At 73.6% G+C, this 26,157-nt stretch carries 21 protein-coding genes; 10 read left to right on the top strand and 11 right to left on the bottom strand.

Annotated elements, in window-relative coordinates:
* Positions 1–7: 7 nt before the first annotated feature.
* Positions 8–1,087, bottom strand: a complete 1,080-nt coding sequence (locus KV557_RS32610) for a methyltransferase (RefSeq protein WP_218205167.1) — start codon at positions 1,085–1,087, stop codon at positions 8–10.
* 365 nt (positions 1,088–1,452) lie between these two features.
* On the opposite strand from KV557_RS32610, the gene KV557_RS32615 reads away from it, so the two are divergent.
* From KV557_RS32615 to KV557_RS32625, 3 genes are all read left to right on the top strand, one after another.
* Complete coding sequence (locus KV557_RS32615; RefSeq protein WP_218205168.1) at positions 1,453–2,649, top strand: CapA family protein; 1,197 nt, start codon at positions 1,453–1,455, stop codon at positions 2,647–2,649.
* A 283-nt stretch (positions 2,650–2,932) separates the two neighbouring features.
* Positions 2,933–4,348, top strand: a complete 1,416-nt coding sequence (locus tag KV557_RS32620) for a family 2B encapsulin nanocompartment shell protein (RefSeq protein WP_218205169.1) — start codon at positions 2,933–2,935, stop codon at positions 4,346–4,348.
* Positions 4,335–5,861, top strand: a complete 1,527-nt coding sequence (locus KV557_RS32625) for a SufS family cysteine desulfurase (protein ID WP_256178298.1) — start codon at positions 4,335–4,337, stop codon at positions 5,859–5,861. Before KV557_RS32620 ends, KV557_RS32625 begins: the two co-directional genes overlap by 14 nt.
* Positions 5,862–5,934: 73 nt before the next feature.
* On the opposite strand, the gene KV557_RS32630 is transcribed toward KV557_RS32625, so the two are convergent.
* Entirely contained in the window at positions 5,935–6,321 is a 387-nt protein-coding gene (locus KV557_RS32630; protein ID WP_218205170.1) for a winged helix-turn-helix transcriptional regulator, read from the bottom strand.
* A 102-nt stretch (positions 6,322–6,423) separates the two neighbouring features.
* On the opposite strand from KV557_RS32630, the gene KV557_RS32635 reads away from it, so the two are divergent.
* The 4 genes from KV557_RS32635 (at position 6,424) to KV557_RS32650 (ending at position 10,178) form a co-directional block, all read left to right on the top strand.
* Entirely contained in the window at positions 6,424–7,047 is a 624-nt protein-coding gene (locus KV557_RS32635) for an NAD(P)-dependent oxidoreductase (RefSeq protein ID WP_218205171.1), read from the top strand.
* Between the two features lie 117 nt (positions 7,048–7,164).
* Entirely contained in the window at positions 7,165–8,787 is a 1,623-nt protein-coding gene (locus tag KV557_RS44600; RefSeq protein ID WP_218205172.1) for a universal stress protein, read from the top strand.
* A gap of 253 nt (positions 8,788–9,040) precedes the next feature.
* A complete protein-coding gene (locus tag KV557_RS32645) occupies positions 9,041–9,583 on the top strand; it encodes a DUF6882 domain-containing protein (protein ID WP_218205173.1) in 543 nt (180 codons plus the stop codon).
* Between the two features lie 112 nt (positions 9,584–9,695).
* Positions 9,696–10,178, top strand: coding sequence for a hypothetical protein (locus KV557_RS32650; RefSeq protein ID WP_256178299.1), 483 nt, complete (start codon positions 9,696–9,698; stop codon positions 10,176–10,178).
* A gap of 440 nt (positions 10,179–10,618) precedes the next feature.
* Here KV557_RS32650 and KV557_RS32655 read toward each other — a convergent pair whose 3' ends face one another.
* Entirely contained in the window at positions 10,619–11,524 is a 906-nt protein-coding gene (locus KV557_RS32655; protein WP_218205174.1) for a LysR family transcriptional regulator, read from the bottom strand.
* A 191-nt stretch (positions 11,525–11,715) separates the two neighbouring features.
* On the opposite strand from KV557_RS32655, the gene KV557_RS32660 reads away from it, so the two are divergent.
* The 3 genes from KV557_RS32660 (at position 11,716) to KV557_RS32670 (ending at position 15,401) form a co-directional block, all read left to right on the top strand.
* The gene (locus KV557_RS32660) at positions 11,716–12,627 is read left to right on the top strand and encodes an SDR family oxidoreductase (RefSeq protein WP_218205175.1); all 912 of its coding nucleotides are present in this window, start codon (positions 11,716–11,718) and stop codon (positions 12,625–12,627) included.
* Between the two features lie 266 nt (positions 12,628–12,893).
* Positions 12,894–14,384, top strand: a complete 1,491-nt coding sequence (locus KV557_RS32665; RefSeq protein WP_218205176.1) for an asparagine synthetase B family protein — start codon at positions 12,894–12,896, stop codon at positions 14,382–14,384.
* An 84-nt stretch (positions 14,385–14,468) separates the two neighbouring features.
* Positions 14,469–15,401 (top strand): TauD/TfdA family dioxygenase, encoded by a 933-nt coding sequence (locus KV557_RS32670; protein WP_218205177.1) that lies wholly within the window; start codon positions 14,469–14,471, stop codon positions 15,399–15,401.
* A gap of 223 nt (positions 15,402–15,624) precedes the next feature.
* Here the strand turns inward: KV557_RS32670 and KV557_RS32675 are convergent, their stop codons facing one another.
* The 8 genes from KV557_RS32675 to KV557_RS32710 all read right to left on the bottom strand — a co-directional run bounded on the left by KV557_RS32675 (position 15,625) and on the right by KV557_RS32710 (position 26,152).
* The gene (locus tag KV557_RS32675) at positions 15,625–16,749 is read right to left on the bottom strand and encodes a glycosyltransferase (RefSeq protein ID WP_218205178.1); all 1,125 of its coding nucleotides are present in this window, start codon (positions 16,747–16,749) and stop codon (positions 15,625–15,627) included.
* Positions 16,746–17,495, bottom strand: coding sequence for a 5'/3'-nucleotidase SurE (surE, locus tag KV557_RS32680; protein ID WP_218205179.1), 750 nt, complete (start codon positions 17,493–17,495; stop codon positions 16,746–16,748). The genes KV557_RS32675 and surE overlap by 4 nt, the downstream gene beginning before the upstream one ends.
* A gap of 1 nt (position 17,496) precedes the next feature.
* A complete protein-coding gene (gene moaA, locus KV557_RS32685; protein ID WP_218205180.1) occupies positions 17,497–18,549 on the bottom strand; it encodes a GTP 3',8-cyclase MoaA in 1,053 nt (350 codons plus the stop codon).
* On the bottom strand, positions 18,546–19,733 hold the full coding sequence (locus KV557_RS32690) for a deoxynucleoside kinase (protein ID WP_218205181.1): 1,188 nt from the start codon (positions 19,731–19,733) through the stop codon (positions 18,546–18,548). Before KV557_RS32690 ends, moaA begins: the two co-directional genes overlap by 4 nt.
* A complete protein-coding gene (locus KV557_RS32695; RefSeq protein ID WP_218205182.1) occupies positions 19,733–22,264 on the bottom strand; it encodes an MBL fold metallo-hydrolase in 2,532 nt (843 codons plus the stop codon). The genes KV557_RS32690 and KV557_RS32695 overlap by 1 nt, the downstream gene beginning before the upstream one ends.
* A 64-nt stretch (positions 22,265–22,328) precedes the next feature.
* Positions 22,329–22,904 carry a non-canonical purine NTP pyrophosphatase gene (locus KV557_RS32700; RefSeq protein ID WP_218205183.1) on the bottom strand — a complete coding sequence of 192 codons (576 nt, stop codon included), beginning with the start codon at positions 22,902–22,904 and terminating at the stop codon, positions 22,329–22,331.
* A gap of 69 nt (positions 22,905–22,973) precedes the next feature.
* Entirely contained in the window at positions 22,974–23,762 is a 789-nt protein-coding gene (locus tag KV557_RS32705; RefSeq protein WP_218205184.1) for an SDR family NAD(P)-dependent oxidoreductase, read from the bottom strand.
* A gap of 287 nt (positions 23,763–24,049) precedes the next feature.
* Positions 24,050–26,152, bottom strand: coding sequence for a DUF2264 domain-containing protein (locus KV557_RS32710; protein WP_218205185.1), 2,103 nt, complete (start codon positions 26,150–26,152; stop codon positions 24,050–24,052).
* Positions 26,153–26,157 lie beyond the last annotated feature (5 nt).

Here is a 26,157-nt window from a genome sequence, read left to right on the forward strand (position 1 = left end):
CTGCGGCCTACTTGACGGCGACGAGCATGCCCTCGGGTCCGGCCAGGTGCTCGGCCCGGATGTCCCGGAACCCGGCCTCGGTGAGCCAGTCCCGGCCGGCGGCGGCAGTGAAGTCGAAGCCGCCGGGAGTCTCGATGAGCATGTTGAGGCTCTGCAGCAGACCGAAGGTGTTCACCCTGCGGTCGTCGTCGATCAGCGCCTCCAGGACGACGACCGCACCGCCGTCGGGAAGCGCGTCGTAGGCCTTGCGCAGCAGCGTCAGCTTGGTGTCCGTGTCCCAGTCGTGGAGGATGTGCGCGAACACCAGCACGTCGGCCGTCGGGAGCGGGTCGACGAAGAAGTCCAGCGGCCGGAAGGCCAGCCGGTCCGACAGCCCGAGGTCCGCGACGTACTCCTCGAATCCGGCCCGCACGGCCGGAAGGTCGTGGCCGGTCCCGCGCAGGTGCGGATGGCGCAGCGCCACCTGGCCCAGCAGCGCGCCCTCGGAGCAGCCGAGGTCGGCCACCGTCCGGTACTGCTGCCAGGGGAACTTCTCCGCCAGTGCGCGGACCGCCTCCAGGGAGAGCGCGGACATCGCCCGCTGGAACGCCCGCAGCCGGGTCGGGTCGGCGTAGATGGCCGAGAACGGGTCGCCGCCGTTCCGGGCCTCGTTCTGCGGCTGACCGGTGCGCAGCGCCTCGGTCAGGTTGCCCCAGAACTGGTAGAGGCGGGTGCTGCGCATCTCCATGACGCCACCGAGATAGCCCGGCTTCGCCCGGTCGAGGACCTGGTCGGCCACCGGGGTGTTGGCATAACGGCCATCGCCGTCCCGGTCGAGCAGTCCGAGCGACACCAGTGCGTCGAGGAAGTCCGCGGCGGCGCGTGCGTGGAGGCCGAGCCTGGTGCGCAACTGTTCCTCGTTCAGCGGGCCCTTCGCCAGTTCGGTGAAGACGCCCAACTCGACCGCGCTCAGCATGGTCTTCGAGGCGCGGAAGGCAGAGCTCAGTTCCACCAGGTCCGCCACGGAGGAGATCCGTCGGCGCTGTTCCAGCCAGGTCGTGGGGAGATACGGGTGATCATGGCCGAGATCGACCGAGTCGGTGCTCATGCCTCTCACTTCGTTGATGATCGCTGTTTCATCAGCGAAGCTTCCCCGGCGGGCCCGAGCTGGTCCATGGACCTGTCAGGTAGCTGCCAGCTTTCGCGGCTGGACTTGCCGGTGGGCCCGGTGGCCGCCATCCTCCTCTACGGCGTAGTAGGCCATGGCGTCCTTCGCGCTCCTCGTTCGGCCCGGCGCGGGCGTTCCTGTTCATGGTGGGGCCGCGCGGCGGCAGGCAGGGCCGAATGCCCGCTGGCGCGTGTACGCGGTTGCCCCATCGGGTGACCTCGGGGTGTGGGTTCCCGGGTCGACCGGGTGGGCGCTCGCATAGTCGGAGGTCCTGTCGTGTCCGCCGATCGTGAGACGAGCCGATCATGTGCCGCCTGCCTCGCCGAGAGACCTTCGCCGCAGCCGTCGCGCTGCTCCTGACCGTCGCAGGCTGCGGTGCCCCGGCCGTGCAGCAGGCCGCACCATCGCCGTCACCATCGCCGTCGTCGCCGGTGAATGCGGGCTCCCCCACCGGGCCGCGGGCGTTCACGCTGGTCGCCACGGGGGACGTCCTGCCGCACACCGAGATCATCCAGCAGGCCAAGGAGGACGCCGGAGGGAGCGGGTACGACTTCGGCAAGATGCTCGCCGGCGTCAAGTCCGTCGTCAGCGCGGCGGATCTGGCCATCTGCCACATGGAGACGGTGTACGGCGCCGACGGCGGGCCCTTCACCGGCTACCCGTCGTTCAAGTCACCGCCGCAGGTCGCGCGGGCCCTCAAGGACGTCGGCTACGCAGCCTGCGACACGGCTTCCAACCACACACTGGACGACGGTCCCAACGGAATCCGGCGGACGCTCGACGCCATGGACGCCGTGGGGCTGAAGCACACGGGGTCCGCGCGCAGCGAGGACGAGGCCGCCAGGCCCGCGCTGCTCACGGCGGGCGGGGCGACCGTGGCCCAGCTCGCCTACACATACGGCACCAACGGCATCGCGCTGCCGAAGGGGCAGCCGTGGGCGGTCAATCTCATCGACCGGGACCGGATCCTCGCGGACGCGCGGGCCGCGCGGGCCGCCGGTGCGGACATCGTCGTGGTCAGCGTCCACTGGGGCACCGAGTGGCAGGACGAGCCGAACGCGCAGCAGCTCACGCTCGCCCGTGAGCTGGCCGCCGAGCAGGGTGAGGGCGGTCCGGCGGTCGACCTGATCCTCGGCACGCACGCCCACATCCCGCAGGCGTACGAGAAGATCAACGGCACGTGGACGGTCTACGGCATGGGCGACCAGCTCGCCGGACACATGTTCAACTACACCGGCGCGGAGGACCCGCGCGGCAACTGGAGCTCGATCGCCCGGTTCACCTTCTCCCCGCCGGCCCGGCCGGGGCAGCGGTGGACCGTCAGCAAGGCCGAGTTCGTCCCGCAGCTGACGGACCTCGGCCCGCCGTACCGGGTCCTCGACCTCGCCGAGGCGGTCCGCCGGAACCCCGATCGCGCCGACTTCGCGCGGGCGTTGGACCACATCCGCTCGGTCGTCCTCAGCCGCGGCGGCGCCTCCGCCGGCCTGACCATGGCCCCCTGAACGGCGCTCCACCCCCTCACGGCCTCCCCAAACACGGCCACGTCCAAGTTCGACTTTCGAACATCTCACGCCGACTTATGGATAGATTCCTCCATTCGAGTGAGTTTGCCGAGGGCCCACCCTCGATGGTCTGCACCGGAACCAATCACCCCTTTCAAACATGCTCACGCCCCCTCCGCACTGCCGCAACAATCGTCGCGGCGGGTCGGCAACAGCCGATCTCCCGTATCCCGCAGTGGACTTGACGTCCACTCAGTTCTCCCGACCAGAACAGGGACCAGCCATGACGACCGAGACCGTTCAGCAGAGTCAGCAGAGCCGGCAGAGTCTCAGCACCTCCGCCGCCAGGAACCTGGCCACCACCACCAAGACCGCGCCGCAGATGCTCGGGATCACCCCCCGCTACCTGCTGCGCGCCCTGCCCTGGGTCGACCTGGAGGCCGGTGTCTACCGCGTCAACCGCCGCCGGGGCTTCATCCTCGGCGACGGGCTGATCAGCACCTACGTCGACGGCGACGGCGCCTCCCGGGTGATCGCCGAGGACCTGCGCGAGCTGCCCTTCCTCAGCCAGGTGGACAGCCCGCTGCTCACCGCCCTCGCCAACGCCTTCGTCGAGCGCGAGGTGGCGCCCGGCGAGCTGATCGTCGACGCCGACGCCCCCGCCGAGCAGCTGCACATCATCGCGTTCGGCCGCGCCGAGAAGCGCGCCACCGAGGAGTACGGCTCGGACGCCCTGCTCGCCGTCCTCGGCGACGGCGACTTCTTCGACGCCACCGCCTGGGTCGCCGGCACCCCGATGCCCTACCGGGTCCAGGCCGTCAGCGCGTGTACCGTCCTCTCCCTCGACCGCCGCATGCTCGCCGAACTCGCCGACCGCGAACCGTCGTTGCGCTCCCATCTGGACGCCTTCAGCAACGACGGCCAGCCCGCCGACCGCGAGCACCCGATCGACCTCACCTCGGGCCACTCCGGCGAACCGTACCTGCCGGAGACCTTCGTGGACTACGAGGAGGCCCCCCGCGAGTACGAGCTCAGCGTCGCGCAGACCGTCCTCAAGGTGCACACCCGGGTCTCGGACGTCTACAACTCCTCGATCGACCAGGTCCAGGCGCAGCTGCGGCTGACCACCGAGGCGCTGCGCGAGCGCCAGGAGTGGGAGATGCTCAACCACCCCGAGTACGGGCTGCTCAACAACGTCGTGCCGAGCCAGCGCGTGCGCACCCGCAAGGGCGCGCCGACCCCGGACGACATGGACGAGCTGCTCGCCCGGGTCTGGAAGCAGCCGGCGTTCTTCCTCGCCCACCCGAGGGCGATCGCCGCGTTCGGGCGCGAGTGCACCCGGCGCGGGGTGCCGCCGCAGATCGTGGACCTCTTCGGCAGCCCGTTCCTGACCTGGCGCGGCGTCCCGCTCCTGCCCTCCGACAAGCTCGACCTGAAGGGCTCGGCCAGTTCGGCGCCCGGCACCACCAACATCCTGCTGATGCGGGTCGGCGAGGACCGTCAGGGCGTGGTGGGCCTGCGCCCGTCGAAGGTCCCGGACGAGGTGGAGCCGGGCCTCTCGGTGCGGGCGATGGGCGTCGACCGGCAGGCCATCACCTCGTACCTGGTGACCAGCTACTTCTCGGCCGCCGCGCTGGTGGACGACGCGATCGCCGTGCTCCAGAACGTCGAGGTGTCGAACTACCATGACTACTCCTGACGGATTCGGGCGCAGCACCGGGGTCGCCGGGGTGAGTCAACCGCCGGTCAGCACCGGCTACTTGGCGGGTTCGGCACCGATGGCGGGTTCGGCACCGATGATGGGTTCGGTACCGAGCCAGGTGCCGCTGCCCGAGGCCCTCGCCCACGCGGCGGGCGGTCCCCGGTACTGGCTGCCGCAGCAGCCGGACCAGGCGGCCCGGACCTCGCCCTCCGCTGCGTCCTCCACCCGGCCCTCCGCGCCGCCGGCCGCTCCGCCCTCCGCGCCGCCGAACGGGTTCGACGTCGAGGCCGTCCGGCGGGACTTCCCCCAGCTGCACCGGGAAGTGAACGGCCACCCGCTGGTCTGGCTCGACAACGGGGCCACCACCCTCAAGCCGCGCCAGGTGGTCGAGGCGGTCGCCGAGCACTACTCGATGGGCACCTCCAACGTCCACCGCGGCGCGCACACCCTCGCCAAGCAGGCCACCCAGGTCTACGAGGAGGGCCGCGAGGAGGCCGCCAAGCTGCTCGGCACGCAGGACACCGGCGAGATCGTCTTCGTCCGGGGCACCACCGAGGCCGTCAACCTGGTGGCGCAGTCCTGGGGCCGCGCCAACCTGGGCCTGGGTGACGAGATCCTGGTCTCGGCCGCCGAGCACCACTCCAACCTGGTGCCCTGGCAGCTGATCGCCAAGGAACGCCGCGCGCGGATCAGGCCGATCCCGCTGCTCCCCGACGGGCAGCTGGACCAGGACGCCTACCGGGACCTGCTCGGCTCGCGGACGAAGCTCGTCGCGCTCACCCACGCCTCGAACGTGCTGGGGACGGTCCCGCCGGTGGCCGAGATGACCGCGCTGGCGCACCGGTACGGCGCCAAGGTCCTGGTGGACGGCGCGCAGGCGGTGAGCCACTTCCCGGTGGACGTCACCGAGTTGGACGCCGACTTCTACGCCTTCTCGGGGCACAAGATCTTCGCCCCGACCGGCATCGGCGTGCTCTTCGGCAAGCGCGAGCTGCTGGAGGCCATGCCCCCGTGGCAGGGCGGCGGCAACATGATCGACTCGGTGAGTTTCGAGGAGACCTCCTACGCGCCGGTGCCGCACCGGCTGGAGGCGGGCACCGGCCACATCGCCGGGGTCGCCGGCCTGCGGGCGGCCCTGCGGTACCTCGCCGGGCTGGACCGTCCGGCCGCCACCGCGTACGAGGAGCAGCTCACCGCGTACGCCATGGACGCGCTGGCGACCGTTCCCGGGCTGAGCCTGATCGGCGACGCGCCGGGAAAGATCGGGGTGCTGACCTTCCTTCTCGCCGGCACCGACCCGATCGCCCTCGCCGGGGCGCTCGACCAGCAGGGCATCGCGGTGCGCGCCGGACACCACTGCGCGCAGCCGGCGCTCGCCGCCTTCGGCCTCCAGAGCGCGGTACGGGCCTCACTGGCCCTGTACAACACCGTGCAGGACGTCGACGCCCTGGTGGCCGCCCTCCAGGGCATCCAGGGCATCCAGGGCACCCAGGCGGCCTCGGCAGCGTAGGTCCCTGCGTCACCGTCAGCGGGCGGGCACTCGTCACGGGTGCCCGCTCGCTCGTCCGTGCAGGATGGTCACGTCATCCCGCGCGGTCGAGGCGGGTGGAGTCGTCGTACGACTCGCGGGCGTTGAGCAGTTCGTCCCAGTGCTCCTCCGCCCAGGCGCAGGCGGCCGCCAGAGGTTCGAGCATGCTCCGGCCCAGCGGGGTCAGCTCGTACTCGACATGCGGAGCGGCCTCGGCGTAGACGGTGCGCTTGACCAGGCCGTCCCGCTCCAGCGACCGCAGTGACTGCGTGAGGACCTTGGGGGTGACGCGGCCCAGCGGCACGCGCAACTCGGAGAACCGGCGCGGTCCGTGCTCAAGGCAGCGAACGACGAGCGCCGCCCACTTGTCACCGAACCGGATCGGATTGAGCGAGGACGGGCACAGTTCGTCGAACATGTCGGCGGGCAGCGGTTCCCTCATGGCCTCACGATAGCCGGTATCCCGGTGGTAACTGCGGCCCCCGATACCGTCGGTGAACCGGCCGGGGGCAAAGGCTCCGGCCCTGGTGAGAGGCGATTCCTCATGAACATCGTGATCTTCGGCGCGGGTGGCCGGGTCGGACGGCAGGCCGTCGCCGAGGCACGCCGGCGCGGGCACCGCGTCACCGCCGTGGTGCGTGACCCCGCGGGCCACGGCAAGTTGGACGACGTGCGGGTGGCGGGCGGCGATGTCACGGATGCGGCGAGCATCGCGCATGCGGCCGCCGGACACGATGCAGCCATCAGTGCCGCCGTGAACCTGTCCGTGCCACCGCACGAGTTCTTCACCGCGTCGTCCCGCGCCCTGACCGCCGGCCTGGCGAAGGCGGGCGTGCACCGGCTGGTGGTGGCCGGCCTCGCGTCGATCCTGCCCGGAGCGTCCGGCGCTCCGCTGATGGACGAGCCCGGCTACCCGAACGAGTACCGCTCCTTCTATCTCGGCCACGCGGCAGGCCTCGACGAGCTTCGAACCTCCGGCCTCGACTGGGCATACGTGGCCCCCGCAGGCGACTTCGACCACGACGGCACGAGCACCGGCCGGTACCAGGTCGCCGATCACGGCGACCCGGCCAGCCGGATCACCCACGCGGACTTCGCGATCGCGCTGCTCGACGAGATCGAGTCCCCCCGCCACCACAGCACCACTGTCAGCGTCCGGGAAGCCTGATGCCCGACGTCCGTGCCTCGACCCCGGCCACGATGGTCGGGCCGGTCTCGGGGCGAGTGATACGACCTCGCGGGTCATCACCTCTTCAACGTCGTCGCGGCCTTCCTCGGAGTCACCGTGGCCCGGGCGACCGGCGCGAACGCGAGTGAACTGGCGCAGGCCGGTTGGTTCATCGCCCTGCATCTGTGGTTCCTGCCGGTCTACCTACTGCTGATCGCGTCGACTCCCCTGCTGCTCGCCGCGCACCAACGGTGGGGTCTCCGTGTGCCCGCCGCGATGGCGGTCGCCGCGGCGGCAGTGGATCTGGCGGTTGTCAGCTCGCATCTGCCACTGGTCGGCTTCGCCAACTACCCGCTCGTGTGGGGCTCCATGCACCAGTGGGGATTCGCCTGGCACGACGGCAGCCTCACCCGGGGCCGACGCCCGCTCCGGATGGCCATGGCGAGTGCTGTTCTCCTCGCGGGTCTGCTGTTTTGGGGCCCGTTCCCGGTGGACATGGTCGGCACCGGCCGCCCCGTCGGCAACACCACTCCGCCGTCGATCGCTCTGCTCGCCTTCGCCGCCGCCCAGTGCAGCCTCCTCCTGGCGGCCGAGCCCGCCGGGCGGCGTCTGCTCGCCTCCGCGAAGCGGCAAGGCCGGCTCGCCCGCCTCAACCAGGCGGTGATGACGGTGTACCTGTGGCATCCCGTCCCGGTGGTCGTCGTCGCCGCCACGCTCTACCCCGCCGAAGTCGCGCCCCAGCCGTCCATCGGCACCTGGCAGTGGTGGGCCCTGCGCCCGGTCTGGTGCGCCGTCCTGAGCGTGCTGCTCATCCCGCTGACCATGGCCGCGCAACGGGCGCAGCGACCGCCGCACGGTCCGGCCGCCGGGCCGGGACCCGGTGGTCGGTGGTCACCCGTCGTACTCGCCCTGGGTCTGGCCGCGATCCTGCCCGCCCTCGCCCGGCTGGCCATCGACGGTTTCGCCCCGGCCGGGCACCCGGCCGGTCCGGTTCTGGCCCTGTACGTCTGCGGGTTCCTGCTGGTGCAGCTCGCCGGCCGACGACGCCCCGCTCTCCCCCGCCGATTCGACGGAGCGCGAGTTCATGACCGGCGCGAGCTCATGACAGGGACGGACGTGCCACGGCGACACAGCCGGAGGATCCTGAAAGACATCGGACCGACCGGCGACCGCGCCCTCCCGGGACTCGGCCCGACCTACCGGGTCGGGCTGCCCGTCGCCGGTCGCACACCGTCGGAGGTCACCATGGGCAACGCTTCCACTCCCGGTTCCACCGGCCCGGTGGTGGTCGGTACGGACGGCTCGGAGCCCGCCCGCCGGGCCGTGCTCTTCGCCCTCCGCGAGGCACAGCTGCGCGGCGTCGGCGTGCGGGCCGTCTGCGCGTACGGCTCCGGCCACACCGGGCAGGCGGACCTGGGCACGCCCGCCTGGCCCCGCACGGTCGGCGAGCTGCCGACGCACCTGCACGACATCGTCGCCCGCGAGGTGACGGACTCCGTCGAGGAGCTGCGCCGACAGGTCGGCGAGCCGTTCGTCGAGGTCGAGGTCCACTGCGATCGCGGCCGGCCCGCGCATGTCCTGCTGGAGGCGAGCCAGGATGCGAGCCTGCTTGTGGTGGGCACCCGCGGCGCCGGCCTCTGGGGCCGGCTCGCGCTCGGCTCGACCAGCACCGAGGTCGTCCACCACGCCCATGTCCCCGTCGTCGTCGTACCGCCCGGGCCCGAGGCCACGACCCGGTGAACCGGCGCGCCGGGCCGCCCGGGACCGCCGACCGCCCGGGAGGAGCGCAGGCCATGACGGCCGTCGGCCCCGAAGCCGTGCCCGGACGGCCCTGTGCCGGCCCGCGCGGGCGGGAGAACACCGGCAGCTCGAAGGGCTGTCGGCAGCCCTGGGAGTCGACGATCACGGCATTCCCCAGTTCCTCGGTTGACGCACGGTGCCCGGGACGAGGTCGGTGCCGTCGGCCGGAAACGGCCCTGGCAGACTTCGCCGCATGGAATTGTTCAACCGAGCCGGCATGCCGGAAGGCGTCCTTCAGGGACCCGATCAGGAGGAGCTCAACACGCTGCTCCTGCAGGGCGAGGACATGATCGACCAGCTGGGCCGCGCGCACATGTCCTGGGGGCTCGGCTCGGCGGACCGGTGGGGACTCGACCAGCGAACCGGCGTCATCACCTGGACGTTCCCGGACAAAACCGCTTCGGCTCCGGCGCAGATCCTCGGCACCTACAGCCCCTCGTCGGCCTCGTGGCTGTGGGCATGGGCCAACGAAAGCATCCTGCCCGAGATGAGCCGCGAGGCCCGCGCCGTTCGCGACTGGGCCGAGGCCCACGGCCACGGTGCTCTCACGGAGCCGGAGGTCGAGGCCGACGAGCGGGCCGCGGCCACTCTGGTGGCTCTGGCCGTCCGAATCACGAGAGCCACGGGCTACTACGCGCCCGACGGCGGCAGGTCGTTCACGATCATCACGTTCGGGCCGGTCACCCTGACGGCCGAGGACGGCAGCACGTCGACCTTCGAGATCACTATCGAATAGCAGCCGTTGCCGCGGGCGATGGCCCGGTGCCCGGCCCCACGCGGCCGGGCACCCCCGGCGGGCGATCGCGGGTGATTCGTCGATCAGTACCCGAAGGAGAAAGGTCGGGACGGTGACCGTGGGCGACAGGATTTCGACTGACGACCCCGATGGGGATCCGGACGAGCACGTGCGTTTTGCGCGCTACCGCCGGGCATTCGATGACGTGGCCCCGGAAGACGCCGCGGGCCTCGTCACCCGCGTGCTCACCGATCCAGATACGGAGATGGCGAGCAGCGCGGTGTGCGCGTACCTCGACCGGCGGGCCACCGAGCTGCTCACGGACCCCGGCTACCCTGCCTGGTGTGTTGAGATGGCCGGGCCTGTGGCGGTGGCCGGCTTCGCGGCCCGGCGCCTTGGCGAGTGGACCCTGCTGCGGGCGATTGCCCTGGACGAATCGTGGGACGCCGAGCAGTTGCTCGGGGCGTCCAACTGGCTGCAGCTCCACACCGCCGAACAGTCGCAGACCAGGGCCGCCTTGACCGCCCTGGCCGAGGGCGGCCGCACCCGACGCATCCGCAACATCGCCAGGTCACGGCTGCCACGCTCCCGGTAGCCGGCTCCGATCGGCCGGACCAGCCGGCGCCTCTTCCGCACCATGATCGACACGCGGATCGCCGACCTGCACTTCGTCCTCGACCGGCGACCGGCTCCGGCGGGCGGCCGACCTGCCGCTGCCGCCCGGGCTCGCCGAGACGCTCGACCTGCGCCGCGTCGGCGTGTACGGGCACTCCGCGGGCGGCGGCGCCGTCACCGAGGTGCTGCACGAGAACCCCCTGGTCCGCGCCGGGATCAACCTGGAGGGCTACCTGGGCTACCCGCCCTCCGTACCCGGCGGCGCCGCCGAACCGTTCCCGGTCGCGGCAGCGGGGGTGGACCCTACGGGGAACTACGGGGACGGGGAACTACGGGGAACTACGGGGAACTACGGGCGGGACCGATTCAGCCCAACCAGCGGTTGCACCGCGCAAGTCCGTTTTCGTTGAGGGGTGTTGATCAGGCCCCCTCGGGGCCGCGGCCCGTCAGGTGGGCCTCGGCGGCCTTGTGGAAGGCCGCGACCAGGCGGCTGCGCTCGCCGGCGCGGGTCGCCAGCACGACGTGGCTCGGCTCGACGCCCTCCAGCGGGACGACGGTCAGGTCCGGCCGCAGGGCGTTCACGCCGGGACCGGCCGGGACGACGGCCACCGCCCGTCCGTCGGCGATGAGTTCGAGCTTGTCCTCGAACGCCGTGATGAGCGGACCATCGGGCGCCCGGCGGCCGTCGGGCCGGGGGTCGATGCGCCAGAACGCGTTCCACGCCGCGTCGGGCACCCGTGGCAGGGCCTCGTCGGCGATGTCGTCGAGGGTGACCGACTCCCGGCCGGCCAGGCGGTGACCGACCGGCACCACCAGCGCTCGCGGTTCGGCGTAGAGGACCGTGACGTGCAGGCCCTCGGTCGTGAGCGGCAGCCGGGTGACGACCGCGTCCACCCGGTGGTCGAACAGGGCCTCGCGGACGTCGTCCCAGGCCAGATGCAGGCTGGACACGTCGGCGTCCGGGCACTGCTCGCGCAGCTCGCGGACGGCGGGGGTGACGATCAGGTTGGTCGTGTAGCCGATGGTGATCCGGCTGGGTACGGCGGCGGCCCGGGTCTGCGCGGCGGCCTGGGCCGCCGAGCGCAGCAGGGCCTTGGCGCGCGGCAGGAAGACCTCACCGGCCTCGGTGAGCCGGCTGCCCTGCGGGGTGCGGTCGAGCAGCCGCGCGCCGAGCTGCTGTTCGAGGCGGCGGATCTGCCGGCTCAGGGACGGCTGCGCGACGCGGAGCTCGGCGGCGGCCCGGCCGAAGTTCCGGTGGTCGGCGACGACGGTGAAGTACCGCACCAGCCGCAGGTCGAGGTCCGGCGGCGGGGAGGAGTCGGACATGCTCCCAGGGTATCCCCCTGCCTTGACTTCGAAACGCCTCCTGATGCCTCTCATCTGCTGCCATGCCTGATCCGCATTGCGCATTCCGGAGGAGGTCTTGGACGCGGCGGACCCCTGCGCCCGAGGGTGGAATCACCGGCCCGGCGCTGTCCCGGGTCGGCCTCACCGCCCTGCCGAAGGAGTAGTGCATCATGCGTGTGTTCGTCACCGGAGCGACCGGGTTCATCGGAAGCGCCGTCGTCCGAGAGCTGTTCGCCGCCGGGCACCGGGTCGTCGGGCTCGCCCGCTCCGACCGGGCCGCCGCGTCGCTGGAGGCCGCCGGGGCCGAGGTGCACCGCGGTGCCCTCGACGACCTCGACAGTCTGCGCGCCGGCGCGGCCGGGTCGGACGGCGTCATCCACACCGCGTTCATCCACGACTTCTCGGACTTCCCGGGTGCCGCCCGGACCGACCGCCGCGCCGTCGAGGCGATGGGCGAGGCGCTCGCGGGATCGGGCCGCCCCCTCGTGATCTCCTCCGGGACCGGCGGCCTGGTCCCGGGCCGCCTCGGGACGGAGGAGGACGCGGGGAATCCCGACTCGCCGGCCGCAGTCCGTATCCCCTCGGAGGTGGCGGCACTGGCGCTGGCCGACCGCGGCGTGCGTTCCTCCGTCCTCCGGCTCCCGCCGTCCGTCCACGGCGAGGGCGACCACGGGTTCGTCCCGGCCCTCATCGGCATCGCCCGGACGACCGGCGTCTCCGCCTACCCGGGCGACGGCACCAACCGCTGGCCCGCCGTCCACCGGCTCGACGCCGCCCGCCTGTTCCGCCTCGCCCTGGAGCAGGCACCCGCCGGATGCCGGCTCCACGGCGTCGGCGAGGAGGGCGTACCCGTCCGCGACATCGCCACCGTCATCGGCCGCCACCTCGGTCTGCCGGTCACCTCCGTCCCCCGCGGCGCGGTGCAAGACCACTTCGGCTGGCTCGGCGGCATCTTCGCCCTTGATGTCCCCGCCTCCAGCGCCCTCACCCGCCAACGCTTGGGCTGGCAGCCCGTCCAGCCCGCCCTCATCCCGGACCTCGACCAGGGCCACTACTTCGAGCCGGCACTCACAGAGCACTGACTGCCAGTCACCAACCCGTGTGCTTCGGCGTGATGGAGGTGCGCCCGCAGCCGCCGCGGCTGTCCGGAACGGAGCGTTGTCCGCGGGCCGGGCGCCCGCCAGCATGGAAGGCGCGGTCGGTACTGCCGCGACCGACCGCGGACCCGACCGCGCTGGGAGGTCCCGTGCACCACGATGTGACCCGTTCGGATAAGCACGCATCGGAGAAGCACCCATCGGAGAACCACGCGCTCAGCCGCGGAGCCCTGTGGCTGAGCGTGCACCGGGTGGGCGGTGAGATCCGCGTCCGCGGGTGTCCCACCGTCGCGCTCGGCCACCCCCTGCCGCGCCCCGGCGGGGTGGAGGGCGTCTTCGCCCACTGGGCCTGGGACGGGACCGGGGTGACGGCCGGCACCGACCGTTACGGCATGCTGCCGCTGTTCTACTGGGCGGACGAGGAGCACCTCGTCCTGTCCCCCGAACTCGGCGACGTGCTCGCGCTCGGCGCGCCGCGCCACTGGGACGACGACGCGCTCGCGGTCTTCCTCCGGCTCGGCTACTTCGTCGGCGACGACACACCGTTCGCCGCCATCCGCGTCCTGCCGCCCGGCGGGGTGCTCACCTGGTCCCCCGGGACGCCTCCGCGCGGGCGCGCGCGACCGCCCGTCACGCCGCCGTCGCCGGGCATCACGCGCCCGCAGGCCGTCGACGCCTACATCGACCTGTTCCGGTCCGCCATCGCCGCCCGGCTCCCCTCCGCCCCATACGTCCTGCCGCTGAGCGGCGGCCGGGACTCCCGGCACATTCTGCTCGAACTTCTCCGGCAGCAGGCTCCGCCCCAACTCGCCGTCACCACCGGGAAGTTCACCCCGCACGACGCGGACGTCAGGGTCGCCGGCAGGCTCGCCGCAGCGGCCGGAGTGCCGCACCGGTACATCGACCGCGCCCGCTCGGACCTCCGCGCCGACCTGACGACCAACCGCCTCCAGCAGATGTGCACGACGGAGGGCGGCTGGGTCCTGCCCCTGGGGAGGTTCCTGCGCACACGCACCCCGCTGACCTACGACGGCCTGGCGGGCGACTCCCTGTCCCAGGACCCGCACGTTCACTTCCGACCGATCCACGACCGCCGCCGGCTGGGGACGGCCACCGGTCTGGCCGACTGGCTCATCGAGGCGACCGGGCTCGCTCCGCTGCTGCCGCACCTTCTCGATTCCACCCGACTGCGCCGGTGGAGCCACGAACGGGCGCTCACCCGACTGGCGGCGGAGACGGCGCGGCACCTGGACGCGGCGTTCCCCCTGCGGTCGTTCGTCTTCTGGAACCGCACCCGCCGGGCCATCGCCCTGCACCCGATCCGGGTGATCGGCGACGGCGGCGTGCCGGTGCACCTGCCCTACCTCGACCACGCGCTGTTCGATCTGCTGATGGCACTGCCGGAGCAAGTGCTCGGGGACAGCTGTCTACGCACCGAGGCCATCAGCCGCGCCTACCCCCGCTACACCCAACTCCCTTACGCGGAAGGGCCGATGCGGCACGGCCCACGCGTCGCCCTGGCCCGCACCCGCTACCTGGGCGACCTGCTGCGCCATGCCGCCGACCCGCGCCGGGCCTGGTGGCGCGGCCACGACGGCATGCTCCCGCACCTGCTGCGCGGCGCCGGTCGCGGCCCCCGGTTCCACGCCATCGACCGGATGGCACCCTACGCCGTCTACCTGATCCAGCTCGCGGAGCTGACCGCCGCTCCGGCCCCGACCGGCCCGCCGTCCAGCCGCTGACCGGGAGCCGCCGAGTTCCATTCGGACACAGCACGACACAGCACGACCCACCGCGTCCGCCGATTCCACCGAAGGGACCGGATCATGCTCGCAGACCCGCACCGAACCGCCCAGTGGCCACCGCGGCTCCGGACGGCGGCCGACACCGCCGCCGGCCTGGAACACCGCTTCGGCGCCCTGACCGGCGAGGACCTCACGCCCCCGGCCGCCCAGCGCGAGGCACTCGCCGAGGCACTCACGACCGTCCCCGGCCTCGGTGCCCTCCAGCGGGAGCTGGTCGCCGCGGTACGCGACCACGGCGCGGCGGTGCTCACCGGCGTACCGTGGCACGACGGTTCGCTGATCGCCCTGAGCGCCTGTCTCGGGGTGGTGACCGCCGAGGACAACGGCTCGCCGTGCCGGATGGTGTGGGACATCCGTGAGGACCCGCAGGCGCCCGAGGACCCGCATGCCCAGCAGCGGGACCGGTTCGACCTCCACACCGACTCCACCTTCTCCGCCCGCCCGCACGACACCGTCGGCATGGTGTGCGTCGAGCCCGCCGCGGACGGCAGCGGCCGGACCCTGCTGCTGACCGCCGACCGCCTCGTGCAGGCCCTGCGGGCGACCGGGCACGAGGGCGAGCTCGCCAGGCTCTGCCGACCGGACTTCCCGTTCGGCCCCGGCCACGTGGCGGGCACCCCGCCGCACCGCGCCGCGGTCCTCCGCATCCCGGACGGGCCTGCCCGGGTGCGCTACCGCTTCGACCTCCTGCACCGCGCGGTCGGCCACAGCAGCGCGCACAACCTGGCCGCCGCCGAGGTGCGCAGCGCGCTGGCGGCCCTCGCGGCCGTGGAAACCGTCCTGGCCGATCCGCGCCTGATCACCTCGCTGCTGCTGGGGCGCGGTGACTACCTGGTGCTGGACAACTCGCGGGTGCTGCACGGCCGGAGCGCCGTGACCGCGTCCACCGGCCGCCACCTGCGACGCCTCAAGCTGCGCGACCGCACGGCGGCGAACCCGACCTCCCGTTCCTGAGGGGGGAACCCGCGTACCTGACCTCGTCGCGCGGGCCCGCCGCGTGCCGCTGGTGCCTGGGCACCGTCGGGCGCCGCCGGCCGCACAGCCAGACGTCGCGCACCGGGTGGCGCGCGGCCCAGGACGCGCCGAGCGAGGAACTCGTCGACCCGCGCCTGCTCGCGGAGCGCGAGCAGGCGGTGGCCGCGAGCCGGTACGAGAAGCGGGTGCTCGGCAGCCGCGACTACGCGCCGTCCGACTGGCTGCGGCGGCGCCCCTCCTCCTGAGGGAGCACCAGGACCCGGGCCAGCGCGGCCGCCCCGCCGGGCTCGGGCAGGGCGGCCGGCGTCGGACGGCGGCCGCTCCGCAGGAGCAGGTACAGCGCCTGGGCGATCGCGCCCGGGTCCGGCTCGACGACCATCGCGTTCAGCCGGGCGGCGGCCGCCCGCAGGTGGACCCGCTGGTCGTCGAAGTCGCGCACGCCCGGGACGACGACGGCCGGTACGCCGGAACGGGCCAGCTCCTGCACGGTGTTGTAGCCGCCGTGGGTGATCGCGGCCGTCGCGTGCCGGTACACGTCGCAGTCCGGTCCGAGGTACGGGGTCACCCGCACCGGGCCGGGCAGGCCCGGCGGGACGGTCACCCGGCCCCGGAAGTTCGGGCCGGTGAGGACCAGGACGTCGGCGGGCCCGTCGTCGCGGAGCGGCCGGTGTGTCCGGGGCGTGTGAGTCTGGAGCCCGTACATCCGCAGCGCTTCGAGGGCGGCATCGAGGAAGGCGGGCGCGTCCGCGTGGCCGCCGCCGCCCGCCACCACCGCGATCCTCGGCTCCCCGGTACCCGGGGGCCAGGGCGAGCGGGTGTCCAGCAGGCGCCGCACCACGTGCGGGATCCCGGTCAGCCGCACCCCGTGGGCGGTCTCCTCCCGGCCGGGCTCGCCCAGCAGGCAGACCTGCCCGATCGCGGGAGTGTGGCGGGCGACCCAGGCGGCGGGGTCGGGCCGGTTGCGCTGAAAGCGGTGCACCAGGACCTGCCGGCAGCCGAGCCCGGCGGCCCGGTCGTACAACTCCCGCTGCACGGTGACGTCGTGCAGCACGACGTCCTCGGCAGTGAGCGCCTGCTCGACCAGCGCCCGCGCCAGCCGGTGGTCCACGCCCGGCCCGGTGCCGTACAGCGGCTCGCCGACCAGGCTGTCGGCGTCGGTGGGGATGACCACCTGGGCAAAGCCGTGGTCCTCGGTGAGCCGCTGATCGCGGTCGGTGAGCAGCAGGGAATCCCAACCGAGGGCGCGCAGTTCGGTGTGGACGGCGATCAGCCGGGACACGTGGCCGAGGCCGCGGCCCCAGGCGAAGGAGACGACCCGCCCGCTCATCGCCGGACACCGTTCGCGGGCAGCACCACGGCCGGGTCCGCCCGCACACCGCTCAGCGCGGTGACCGTCGCGTACCCGGCGGCGAGGGCGGCGACGTCGCCGGGCGGGTCGGTCGTGCAGGCTGTGTCGGCCGTGTCGGTTTCCTGATAGCCGATCTTGATCAGGTCCGGCCCGATGCGGACGGCCGACAGCCGGACGGCGGGTTCGTCGGCGAGGCCCACCGCCCGGACGCCGCGCAGCCGTTCCGGGGGCACGTTGGGCGCGTTGACGTTGAGGACCACCAGGGGGCGGGCGAGCGGCAGCACCTCGGCGAGGGCCAGCAGCGCGGTCTCCCAGTGCAGCACCGCCCCGAGGTCGATCGAGACGGCCACGCCGGGGAGGCCGAACCGCGCAGCGGTGAGCGCCGCGCCGACCGTGCCCGAGTGCAGGACCGAACTCCCCAGGTTGGCACCGGGGTTGATGCCGGACAGGACCAGATCGGGCGGCTCGCCCCAGAGCCCCTGGCAGGCGAGGGTGACGATCAGCGCGGGCGGGCCTGCGACGGTGTGCACCAGGGTCCCGTCGAACCGCCGGGTGCCGGTGCGGACCAGGCCGTCCGCGGGCACCGCTCGGCTGGTCCCGCTCCCGCTGGCCTCGCCCTCTGGTGCCACGGCCAGCACGTCCATGCCCCGGTCGGCGGCGAACGCGGCCAGCCGGTGCAGGCCCTCCGCCGCGGCCCCGTCGTCGTTGGTGACGAGGACCCGCACCTCAGCCGCCGATCATCGACATGCTGCGGGCGGGCCGGACGAAGTCCGGATGGTTGATCTTGTGGCCGGGCCACTTGTGCCACAGGGCCTCGCGGACCAGGCGTTCGAGCTCCGCGTCGTCCGCGCCCCGGCCACCGTCCGCGCCGGAGCGCAGCGCGGCGCGCAGGTCGCGCTCCTCCAGGGCGAAGAGGCAGACCCGGAACTGCCCTTCGGAGGTCACCCGCATCCGGTTGCAGCTCCCGCAGAACGGCCGGGTGACGGACGGGATGAACCCGATCGAGCCGGGTGCGCCGTCCGCGAACCGGAACACGCTGGCCGGCTGTGGGCCCTCGGCGGCGACCGGTTCGAGCGGGTACGCGGCCGCCACGGCCGCCATGGACTCGTCCGCCGGGACCACCTTGCCGCGTTCCCAGGACTGTTCGGCGTCCAGCGGCATGTACTCGATGAACCGGACGTCGTAGCCGTGCTCGCGGGCGAGCCGGGCGAAGTCGACCGCCTCGTCGTCGTTGGTGCCGCGGATCACCACACAGTTGATCTTGACCGGGTCGAAGCCCGCCGCCCGGGCGGCGGCCAGGCCCGCCCGCATCCGTTCGAGCGCGTCCCGCCTGGTCATCTCCCGGTACCGGTGGCGCAGCAGCGAGTCGCAGGACACCGTGACCCGGCGCAGCCCGGCGGCGTACAGCGGTTCGGCGAGCCGGTTCAGCAGCAGCCCGTTGGTGGTCATCGACACGTCGAGGTCCGGTCCGAGCGAGCAGATCCGCCGGACGATCTCCGGGAGCTCCCGCCGTACCGTGGGCTCACCTCCGGTGATCTTGAACTCGCGGACGCCGAGGCGGTGGAACAGCCGGGCCAGGCGGTCGATCTCGTCCACCGTCAGGATCTCGTCGCGGCCCAGCCACGGCAGGCCCTCCGCCGGCATGCAGTAGGTGCACCGGAGGTTGCACTTGTCGATGACGGAGATCCGCAGGTCGCCGGCGACACGGCCGAAGGTGTCGACAAGTGGTCCCTCGGTGGGAGCCGGGCCGGGGTTGCGCCAGTCGGCGGGTGCGCTCATGTGGCTGACTCCTCGGTAGCGGTAGCGGGATCGGTAGCGGGATCGGGTGCGTAGGCGAAGCCGTAGGCGTCAGGCAGGAGATGACGGAAGCGGCCGAGCACGTCCTGGGGGCTGAGCTCCGAGGCGTCCACGCGGTGCACGGGCACCCGCGCGGCCAGGTCCTCGGCGACGTCCTCGAAGCACTGGGCGACGAGGGCGACGTACCGGCTGGTGAAGGTGCGCTCCAGCTTGCGGTTGCGGCGGCGCATCCGGCGCATGAGCACCTCGGTGCGGGCCGTCAGGTGAACAACCGCGGTGGGCGGCGGCAGCATCGCGGTGACGAGGCGGTGGTAGCGGTAGTACGCCTCGTACTGGTGAGCGGACAGATCGCCGTTCAGGTAGAGCGCCTTGGCGTAGGCGAGCGAACTGTGCACGTCCTGGTCGAGGACGCCGGCCCGTCCGGTGCGCAGGTTCTGCAGGACGCGCAGCAGCAACGTCTCCAGCTGGCAGAGGAACGCCGCCGAGCCGTCGCCGAGGAGGTAGCGGGTGAGGTAGTTGTCCCGGCCCGGGCCCCGGGTGACGGGGACGATGTCCGGGACGTGCTCGATCCCGGTGTCCTGCGCCGCGAACCGGTTGAGCAGCGTGCTCTTGCCGACCGCCGGCGGTCCGAGGACGACCACGGCGGCCGGCGCCTCCGGCCGGTCGAGGAGCGGCACTTGACCGATCAGCCGGTGTGCGGCGCGTTCGATGACCGCCGGCGGTGGCCGGTCCTTCGAGAACCTGGCCAGTTCGGCGGCCAGGGCGCCGAGCCATCCGGTGCCGGGGGCGGTGGCGGTGCCTTCGGGTATGGCGGCGCCGAGCCGGTCCACCGCCACCCAGCGGTACCCGGGCGTGGCCGTCCGGCCGGCGGTCCGGTCGGGCGGCCGCCAGCCGAACACCCGCAGGTTGCGGGCCGGCGTACCGGCCCGGCGGTCGGGCGCGGCGTACAACTCGCCGAGGTGGACGAGCTGTTCGGCCGGGGCACGCAGTCCGGTGTCGCGCGCCAGGGCGGTCGCGGCCGCCTGGCGGTACGAGGCCCCGGGCCCGACGGTCGCCGACGGCGGCTCGGCGCGGGTCTCGGCGAGCAGGATCCGGCCACCGTCCAGGACGAGGCAGCAGGCGTCGGTACGGGCGGGCCGATGGCGTGACGGCGGGACGGTGAGCATCACACTCCCGGTCGATGGGGTACGCGGGACGCCGGGCCCCGCTGGGGGCGGTCGGCGGGGCGGCCTGGGTGGCGACCTGCGTGCAGGGCGACCAGGCAGACGTGCTCGGCGAAGGCGGCGGGGCTCAGCCCCTGGCAGAGCTCGGCGGTCTCCCGGGGCGCCAGCAGCCAGGAGAAGCGGGCCTCGCCGGTGAGCAGGGCGCACAGCGGATCCCCGGGGGCGGACAGCAGACGGAAGTCGGCGGTCGCGGGGGCGGTCGCCGAGACAGACCCGGCCGCGATCACAGCGGCAGGCGTGGGGGCGGTCGTCGAGGTGGGCCCGGGCGCGTCCAGCGGAGGCTCGGCCGCGTCCACGACCGAGCCGGTCAGCCAACGGCCGGGGGCCGCCTCCAGCCGCAGGGCGTGTGCCGCCCCCGCTGGAACCGTCCGCCGGGGTACGCCGAGCCACCACTCCCGCTCCGCGCCCGCCCACGGCGGCGGAGGCGCCGTCAGGCGGCCGTCCCAGCCCTGGCGCAGCAGGTCGGCGAGCAGCCGCTGCGGGGTGATCGGGAACAGCGCGGCGGCCCGCCAGCGGGGGACGGCCACGCCGGCCGGCAGCGTCCACAGCACCTGCCAGTCGCGGATCGGCGAGCGCCGGAGGTTGGCGAGCAGCGCCCGGTACGACTCGCCCGGGAAGCGCACCCCGCCGCCGAGCTGCGGCTGCGCCTCGGTGAGGCAGGTCAGCAGCAGCACGCCCCTCGCCGAGGCGCCCGGGTCGGGCTCGGGCCAGTCGGCGCGGCCGAGGATGCCGACGTACGTTGCTACGGCCGCGCCCTCGTGCCGGAGGGTGCCCGAGGCGGCGGCCGGGTCCTCGCCGGCGGCCAGGCGGGCGGCGATCCGGCGCCAGACGACCTCGGCGACCGGCGGCCCGTCGGGCGCGCGCAGCAGTGCCGAGGGGCTCCCCAGTCCGGCCCGGCACGGCGACGGCTCGCTCTGCGTCGACGGGCCAATCCAGATCCTCTCCTCCCCGGCTTTGACCAGGGCTTCCACCTCGTCAATCGGCGGCTCGTCGGGCGCGCCCAGCAACGTCGGGGGGCTCCCAGCTCCGGCCTGACGCGGCGACGGCCGGCTCTGCCCCGACAGGCCGGCCCCCGTCCCGTCGTCCCCGGCTCTGAGCAGGGCGTCCACCTCGGTGTCCAGCTCGGCCAGCGCAGAGCCGAGCCGGGCCCGCAGCAGCAGTGCGAACAGGCCGATGCCGGACAGCACGACCCGTCCCTCGGCGGGCACCGGATCGTGCCGGCTGGTGATCACGGTGAGCCCGGGTTCGGCCTCGGCGTCCAGCCCAGGGCGGATCTCGCGGAGCCTGCCGCCGTACTGCGCGGCCGAGTAGCCCAGCCGGGCGGCCAGCAGTTCGTCGAGGTCGTCGGCGCAGACCGCCAGCTCGACGTCGGGGCGGGCGTTGGGCGGCGCCGGGGTGAGGGCGCCGTCCGCGCCGAGCCGGACGAACCGCTCGGCCACGGCGCGGCCCTCGGCGCCGACCAGGACGAGGCGGTAGCAGGTGGCGCGCAGCCGGTCCGACGACGGCAGTCCGTCGAACCTGGTGCGCGGCGGACCGAGCAACCGGTCGAGACCGTCGTGCTCCACGGCCTCATCGGCCTCGTGACGCGACGCCAGGCCTTCGATCCACTCCCCCGGCGCATGCGACCGGTCCTGCGGCTCGCCGGTGGCCCGGACCCAGGCGGCGGCGCGGGCGACGACGCGGACCGAGCCATCCGCCCGCACCTCGATCCGGTCCCCGGGATCGGGACGCAGGACGGCCCGGTCCGCGTCGTCCGCGCGGATCAGCCGGTCGACGGCCTCGGGCGGGACGGGGAACTTGTGCCGGTTGAGCCACGCGGCCGCACCGAGCGCGTACTGCCCCTCCGGCAGCGGGACGACGTGGCGCGGCCCGGCCCGGGCCAGCAGGGCGGCCAGCGGGTCGGCCCAGTCGGGGTCCGGGCCGAGCGGCACCCCGTCGACGCTGCGCGTCTCCAGAATCGGCTGGCACGGGGCCAGGAGCAGGTCCGGCGGCCCGGCGGAGGCCACCAGCCGGTCCACCCAGTCGGGTCGGACGATGCTGTCGACCAGGTGCCAGACGAAGGTACGGCCGGTCTGCACGGCCAGGCCGTGTTCCGGCCCCTGGAAGATCGACGGTGTCCAGGTCAGGCGCAGGCCGGGGCGCGGGGCGAGCTCGAACCAGTCGTGCACGACGGTGGTCCGGGTAAATCCGAGCCGGTCCAGGACATGGGTGATGCGCGGATCGGCAGGGTGCAGCACGGGCACGCCGCGATCGAGCGCGTGCAGGGAGGCGGGGTCGAAGTGGTCGCGGTGCGAGTGCGAGATCCACACCGCATCCGGCCGGGGCAGCCTCGGCACGGCGATCCGGCGGGCGGGGGTGAAGCCGAGCAGGCCGGACCGGTAGGAGTCGCCCAACAGCGGGTCGCACAGCAGGCGGAAGCCGTTCGCGTCGATCAGCAGGGTCGCGTGCCCGCCCACGTCCAGCGTGACTGCCATCCGTTCCCCTCTCGCGCGGTCGGTCCCGGTCAGCCCCGGCCGGTCGTTCATCGGTCGGTCCCGGTCAGTCGTTCAGGCGGGCGAGCAGGTCGCGGAACGCCCGTCCGCGGCAGTAGTAGTGCGCCTTCTCCTCGGTGGACATCTCGGCCAGCGTGCGTCCGTCACCCTCGTCCGGTACGAACACCGCGTCGTAGCCGAAACCGGTGGTGCCGCGCGGCTCCCGGGTGACCGTGCCCCGGGCGACCCCGGTCCCCACCAGCCGGGTGCCGTCCGGATAGCCGAGCACGGCCACGGTCCGCACCCGGGCACCCCGCAACTGCTCTGCCACGCCCGCGAGTTCGCGCAGCAGCTTGGCAGTGTTGGCGGCCTCCCCGGCGCGCTCGCCTGCGTACCGGCCGGAGCGCAGTCCGGGCGCGCCGCCGAGGGCGTCGACCTCCAGGACGGTGTCGTCGGCGACCGCGGGCAGCCCGGTGGCGGCCACCACCGCGGCCGCCTTGGCGCAGGCGTTCTCCTCGACCGTGCTGCCGTCCTCCGGGGTGTCCGGGAGCCAGAGCGGGCGCGGGACGAGGTCCAGGGCGCCGCCGAGCAGCACGGTGATCTCGGCGGCGGGGTTGGCGGTGGCCAGCACGACGCGGAGCATGTCGAACTCCTTACGGGCGTTACGAGTTGACCTTTCCTCGGATCGATCTCGACCTTGCCTCGGATTGCGTCAGGTAGCGCTCTTGCGTCGTCCCGGGAGTACGCCGGGTTCGGATCGGATGTGCCCCATGGCCAGGTACCCGCCGTCGACCGGGAGGTCGGTACCGGTGACGAAGGTGGCGCCGGGCCCGCACAGGAACAGCACCGCCGCCGCGATCTCCTCCGGCTCGCCGACCCGGCGCAGGATGTGGTGATCGCCGAGCACCGGACCCCAGGCGGCCCGGTCGCCGCCGGTCATCCGGTCCAGCTCGGGCGTCCAGACCAGGCCTGGCGAGACGCTGTTGACCCGGATGCCGTGCTCGGCCAGGTCGAGGGCCTGGCACCGGGTGAGGGCGAGCAGGGCGCCCTTGGTGGCGTTGTACGTCCACTGCACGGGCTGTGCGATGTGTCCCGAAACCGAGGCGATGTTGACGATCGAGCCGCCGCCCGCGCCGCGCATCAGCGGAACGACGGCCGAGGTCATCAGTGCCGTGCCCTTGACGTTGGTTCCCAGACTGACGTCCCAGTCCTCGGCCGTGGCGTCCTCGCCCCGGGAGAGGAAGGTCGCGGCGCAGTTCACCAGCGCGCGGACCGGCAGGCCGACCGCTCCGGCGGCCTCGGCCGCGGCGAGGCAGTCGGTGGGCCGGGAGATGTCGCCGTGCACGGGGGTCGCGCCGGCCGCGAACTCGCCGGCCGAAAGCTCCTCAGCGGTGCGGCGCAGTGCGGGCGCGTCCCGGTCCACCAGTACGACATGGGCTCCCGCCGCGGCGAAGGCGTGCGCGGTGGCCCGCCCGATCCCGGACGCGGCTCCGGTGACCACGCACACCGTTCCCGCGGGTCCCGCGGGCGGCGCGCTCGGTGCGTACGGCCGGGGTGTCGACGCTGGAGCCACGGAAGTCCTCCTAGCCTGGTGCGCACGATCGCCCGGCGCCTACGACGCCTTCATACGACGCCGGTCGACGGGACGCGCCTCAACGGGACTCGCCTCAACGGGACTCGCCTCGACGGGACTTGCCTCGACGGGACTTGCCTCGACGGGACTTGCCGAACCGCCCCCGGAATCGTCACCGAGCCCCGCCCCGGGGACAACGGGGGAATCCGGACATCTCAGTCCCGGTCGACCGGAGCATGCCAGGGCAGGACCGGGCTGACCAGCAGTTTCCGTCCGTCCGGCCACGTCAGACAGACCTCCGCACCGTCCACGCGGACCGTCACGTCCGGCACTGTGGGCGCCCCCGGCGCGCCGGTGAGCAACACGGCGCTGACCACGACAATGACCTCTTCTGACGCTCCGTCAAATCCCTTTGCAGAAGCAGGCTGGAGCACGAGGAGGGGCACGGCGGAACAGTGGCCGAAGGCGTTCGCTCGCACGCTGCGGCGCACCTCCGCCGCCGCCCAGCCGTGCAGCCCGACCACCGCGCTGACCAACCCCGGCCCGTGCGCACCGGGTGCCGCCCGGACGGCCGCGCGCGGACCGGGCACCGCATCTGGCAGTTCCTCCGGCTCGTCCTCGGCCGCCAGCGCGTAGCCTCCCTCACGCACGCCCCAGCCGGGCGGCCGACACAGACCGTGCACCCTGATCTCCCAGGGCCCGGCCGGCACCGAGACGCTCACCACGGGCGGCGGCAGCGCGCCGGGTACGGGTTCGCCCGGAGGCAGCGGCCGGTGCCAGGAGGCGGCGTACCGGTCGGTCAGGGCGAGCGGGTGGATGCGCTCGCGGCGGGTGGCGGTGCCGTCCGGCAGGAGCAGCGCCAGGTGGTTGTCGATCCGCAGCGCGTCCGCCTGGCCGACGGTGTACTCCCCCGGACCGCTCCCCGCCCCGATCAGCGGCCCGGTGCGGGTCGAGTAGGCGAGCCTGGCGTAGTGCGGGTCGTCGCGCTCGACCGCGGGCGGGGCCGTCAGGTAGCAGGAGCCGTGGTTGAGCACCCGGACGATCCCGTCGGCCGCGGTCCGGTGGACCAGGAAGCCGGGGGCGGGCAGCGCGGCCGTCACATCGGCGCGCTCCCGCGCGAGCCGCTCCTCGGGCGCCGTCCACACCGGGTGGCCGGCCGGGAGCAGCAGCCCCAGGAACCCCATGGCCGCCGCGTACGGCGAGCCGGGCGAGCTGTAGACCTGGGCCACCACGTCCTGCTCCCCGTACCAGCCGAGCGGGAGCAGACCCCGCGGGTCGGGCGCGCCCCGCTCGGTGAAGTGCCGCAGCACGCCGGACGCCAGGCGGCGGGTCTGCCCGGCGGTGAGCGGCGTCGCGTCGTCCAACACCCCGAGCCAGAACGGGGCCAGGCAGGCGAAGCGGTAGCTCAGCGACCGCCCCTGGTGCAGCACGGCGCCGTCCGGCCCGAACAGCAGCCTGTACTGGGCGAGGAAACGGTTCAGCCGTTCGCGGTAGAGCGCCGCCCTCGCCCCTGCGCGTTCGCCGGCGATCCGTGCCCACAGCAGCGGGTAGAGGTGCAGCCCCCAGGCGTTGTAGTGGTCGAAGCGGCGGCCGGCGTCGTAGGCCGCCGCCGGGCCGACGGCGTACTCCCCCGGGCCGCCCGAGCGGTAGTCGTGGCGGATCTCCGGGCCGTCCAGGTACCAGCCGTCGCCCGTGTACCAGGGCTCGATCTGCTCCAGCCGGGACTCGATCTCGGCCCGGTCGTGCCCGGCACCGACCGAGGCGAGGAACTCGCCGACCACCGCCTGGAAGAGCACGTGGTTGTTCTCCCGGACCCCCCGGCCGACCGTCCCGCCGAGCCACCGCGCCACCTGCTCGCGCTGACCGGACGTCAGCCGGTCCCAGATCCACGGACGGGACTCGTGCAGGGCCACCGCGATCGACGCGGCCTCGACGATCTGCTGCGAGTAGTCGGTGACCGCCGGCCAGCACTCCGGCCCCCGGGGGTCCGTGCCGGCGAGCAGCCCGGCGGTGACCTGGCCCGCGAGCTCGTCGAGGTCGTCGAGCCCGCCGTGCGCCGGCTCGTCCCCGGCCGCCAGCCGGAGGGCGGCCAGCACCGCCGTCCGCGCGAACCCCTCCAGGCCATCGGTGTCGGCACCCGACCAACTGCCGCGCCCCGGCGGCGAGATCCGCGCCCCGAGCGGACTGCGGTAGGGCCGCAGGGACGCCAGCAGATGGTCCGCGACCGCGATCCAGTGCCGCCGGGTCCACCCGGTCACCGGCGCGCTGCCCCGGTCCTCGGGAGGCAACTTGAGCCCGGGTGTCGGTCGACCTCGCATACGGC

Source organism: Kitasatospora aureofaciens (assembly GCF_019192735.1).
In the GTDB taxonomy this organism is placed as follows: domain Bacteria; phylum Actinomycetota; class Actinomycetes; order Streptomycetales; family Streptomycetaceae; genus Kitasatospora; species Kitasatospora aureofaciens_A.

What these genes read in the sequence shown, in the direction of transcription:
- KV557_RS32660 (WP_218205175.1), top strand. Translation starts at nt 11,716, where the DNA reads ATGCGTGTGTTCGTCACCGGAGCGACCGGGTTCATCGGAAGCGCCGTC.
- KV557_RS32690 (WP_218205181.1), bottom strand. Translation starts at nt 19,733, where the DNA reads ATGCTCACCGTCCCGCCGTCACGCCATCGGCCCGCCCGTACCGACGCC.
- KV557_RS32695 (WP_218205182.1), bottom strand. Translation starts at nt 22,264, where the DNA reads ATGGCAGTCACGCTGGACGTGGGCGGGCACGCGACCCTGCTGATCGAC.
- KV557_RS32710 (WP_218205185.1), bottom strand. Translation starts at nt 26,152, where the DNA reads ATGCGAGGTCGACCGACACCCGGGCTCAAGTTGCCTCCCGAGGACCGG.
- KV557_RS32610 (WP_218205167.1), bottom strand. Translation starts at nt 1,087, where the DNA reads ATGAGCACCGACTCGGTCGATCTCGGCCATGATCACCCGTATCTCCCC.
- KV557_RS32625 (WP_256178298.1), top strand. Translation starts at nt 4,335, where the DNA reads ATGACTACTCCTGACGGATTCGGGCGCAGCACCGGGGTCGCCGGGGTG.
- KV557_RS32630 (WP_218205170.1), bottom strand. Translation starts at nt 6,321, where the DNA reads ATGAGGGAACCGCTGCCCGCCGACATGTTCGACGAACTGTGCCCGTCC.
- KV557_RS32655 (WP_218205174.1), bottom strand. Translation starts at nt 11,524, where the DNA reads ATGTCCGACTCCTCCCCGCCGCCGGACCTCGACCTGCGGCTGGTGCGG.
- KV557_RS32675 (WP_218205178.1), bottom strand. Translation starts at nt 16,749, where the DNA reads ATGAGCGGGCGGGTCGTCTCCTTCGCCTGGGGCCGCGGCCTCGGCCAC.
- moaA (WP_218205180.1), bottom strand. Translation starts at nt 18,549, where the DNA reads ATGAGCGCACCCGCCGACTGGCGCAACCCCGGCCCGGCTCCCACCGAG.
- KV557_RS32615 (WP_218205168.1), top strand. Translation starts at nt 1,453, where the DNA reads ATGTGCCGCCTGCCTCGCCGAGAGACCTTCGCCGCAGCCGTCGCGCTG.
- KV557_RS32670 (WP_218205177.1), top strand. Translation starts at nt 14,469, where the DNA reads ATGCTCGCAGACCCGCACCGAACCGCCCAGTGGCCACCGCGGCTCCGG.
- KV557_RS32645 (WP_218205173.1), top strand. Translation starts at nt 9,041, where the DNA reads ATGGAATTGTTCAACCGAGCCGGCATGCCGGAAGGCGTCCTTCAGGGA.
- KV557_RS32700 (WP_218205183.1), bottom strand. Translation starts at nt 22,904, where the DNA reads ATGCTCCGCGTCGTGCTGGCCACCGCCAACCCCGCCGCCGAGATCACC.
- KV557_RS32620 (WP_218205169.1), top strand. Translation starts at nt 2,933, where the DNA reads ATGACGACCGAGACCGTTCAGCAGAGTCAGCAGAGCCGGCAGAGTCTC.
- KV557_RS32635 (WP_218205171.1), top strand. Translation starts at nt 6,424, where the DNA reads ATGAACATCGTGATCTTCGGCGCGGGTGGCCGGGTCGGACGGCAGGCC.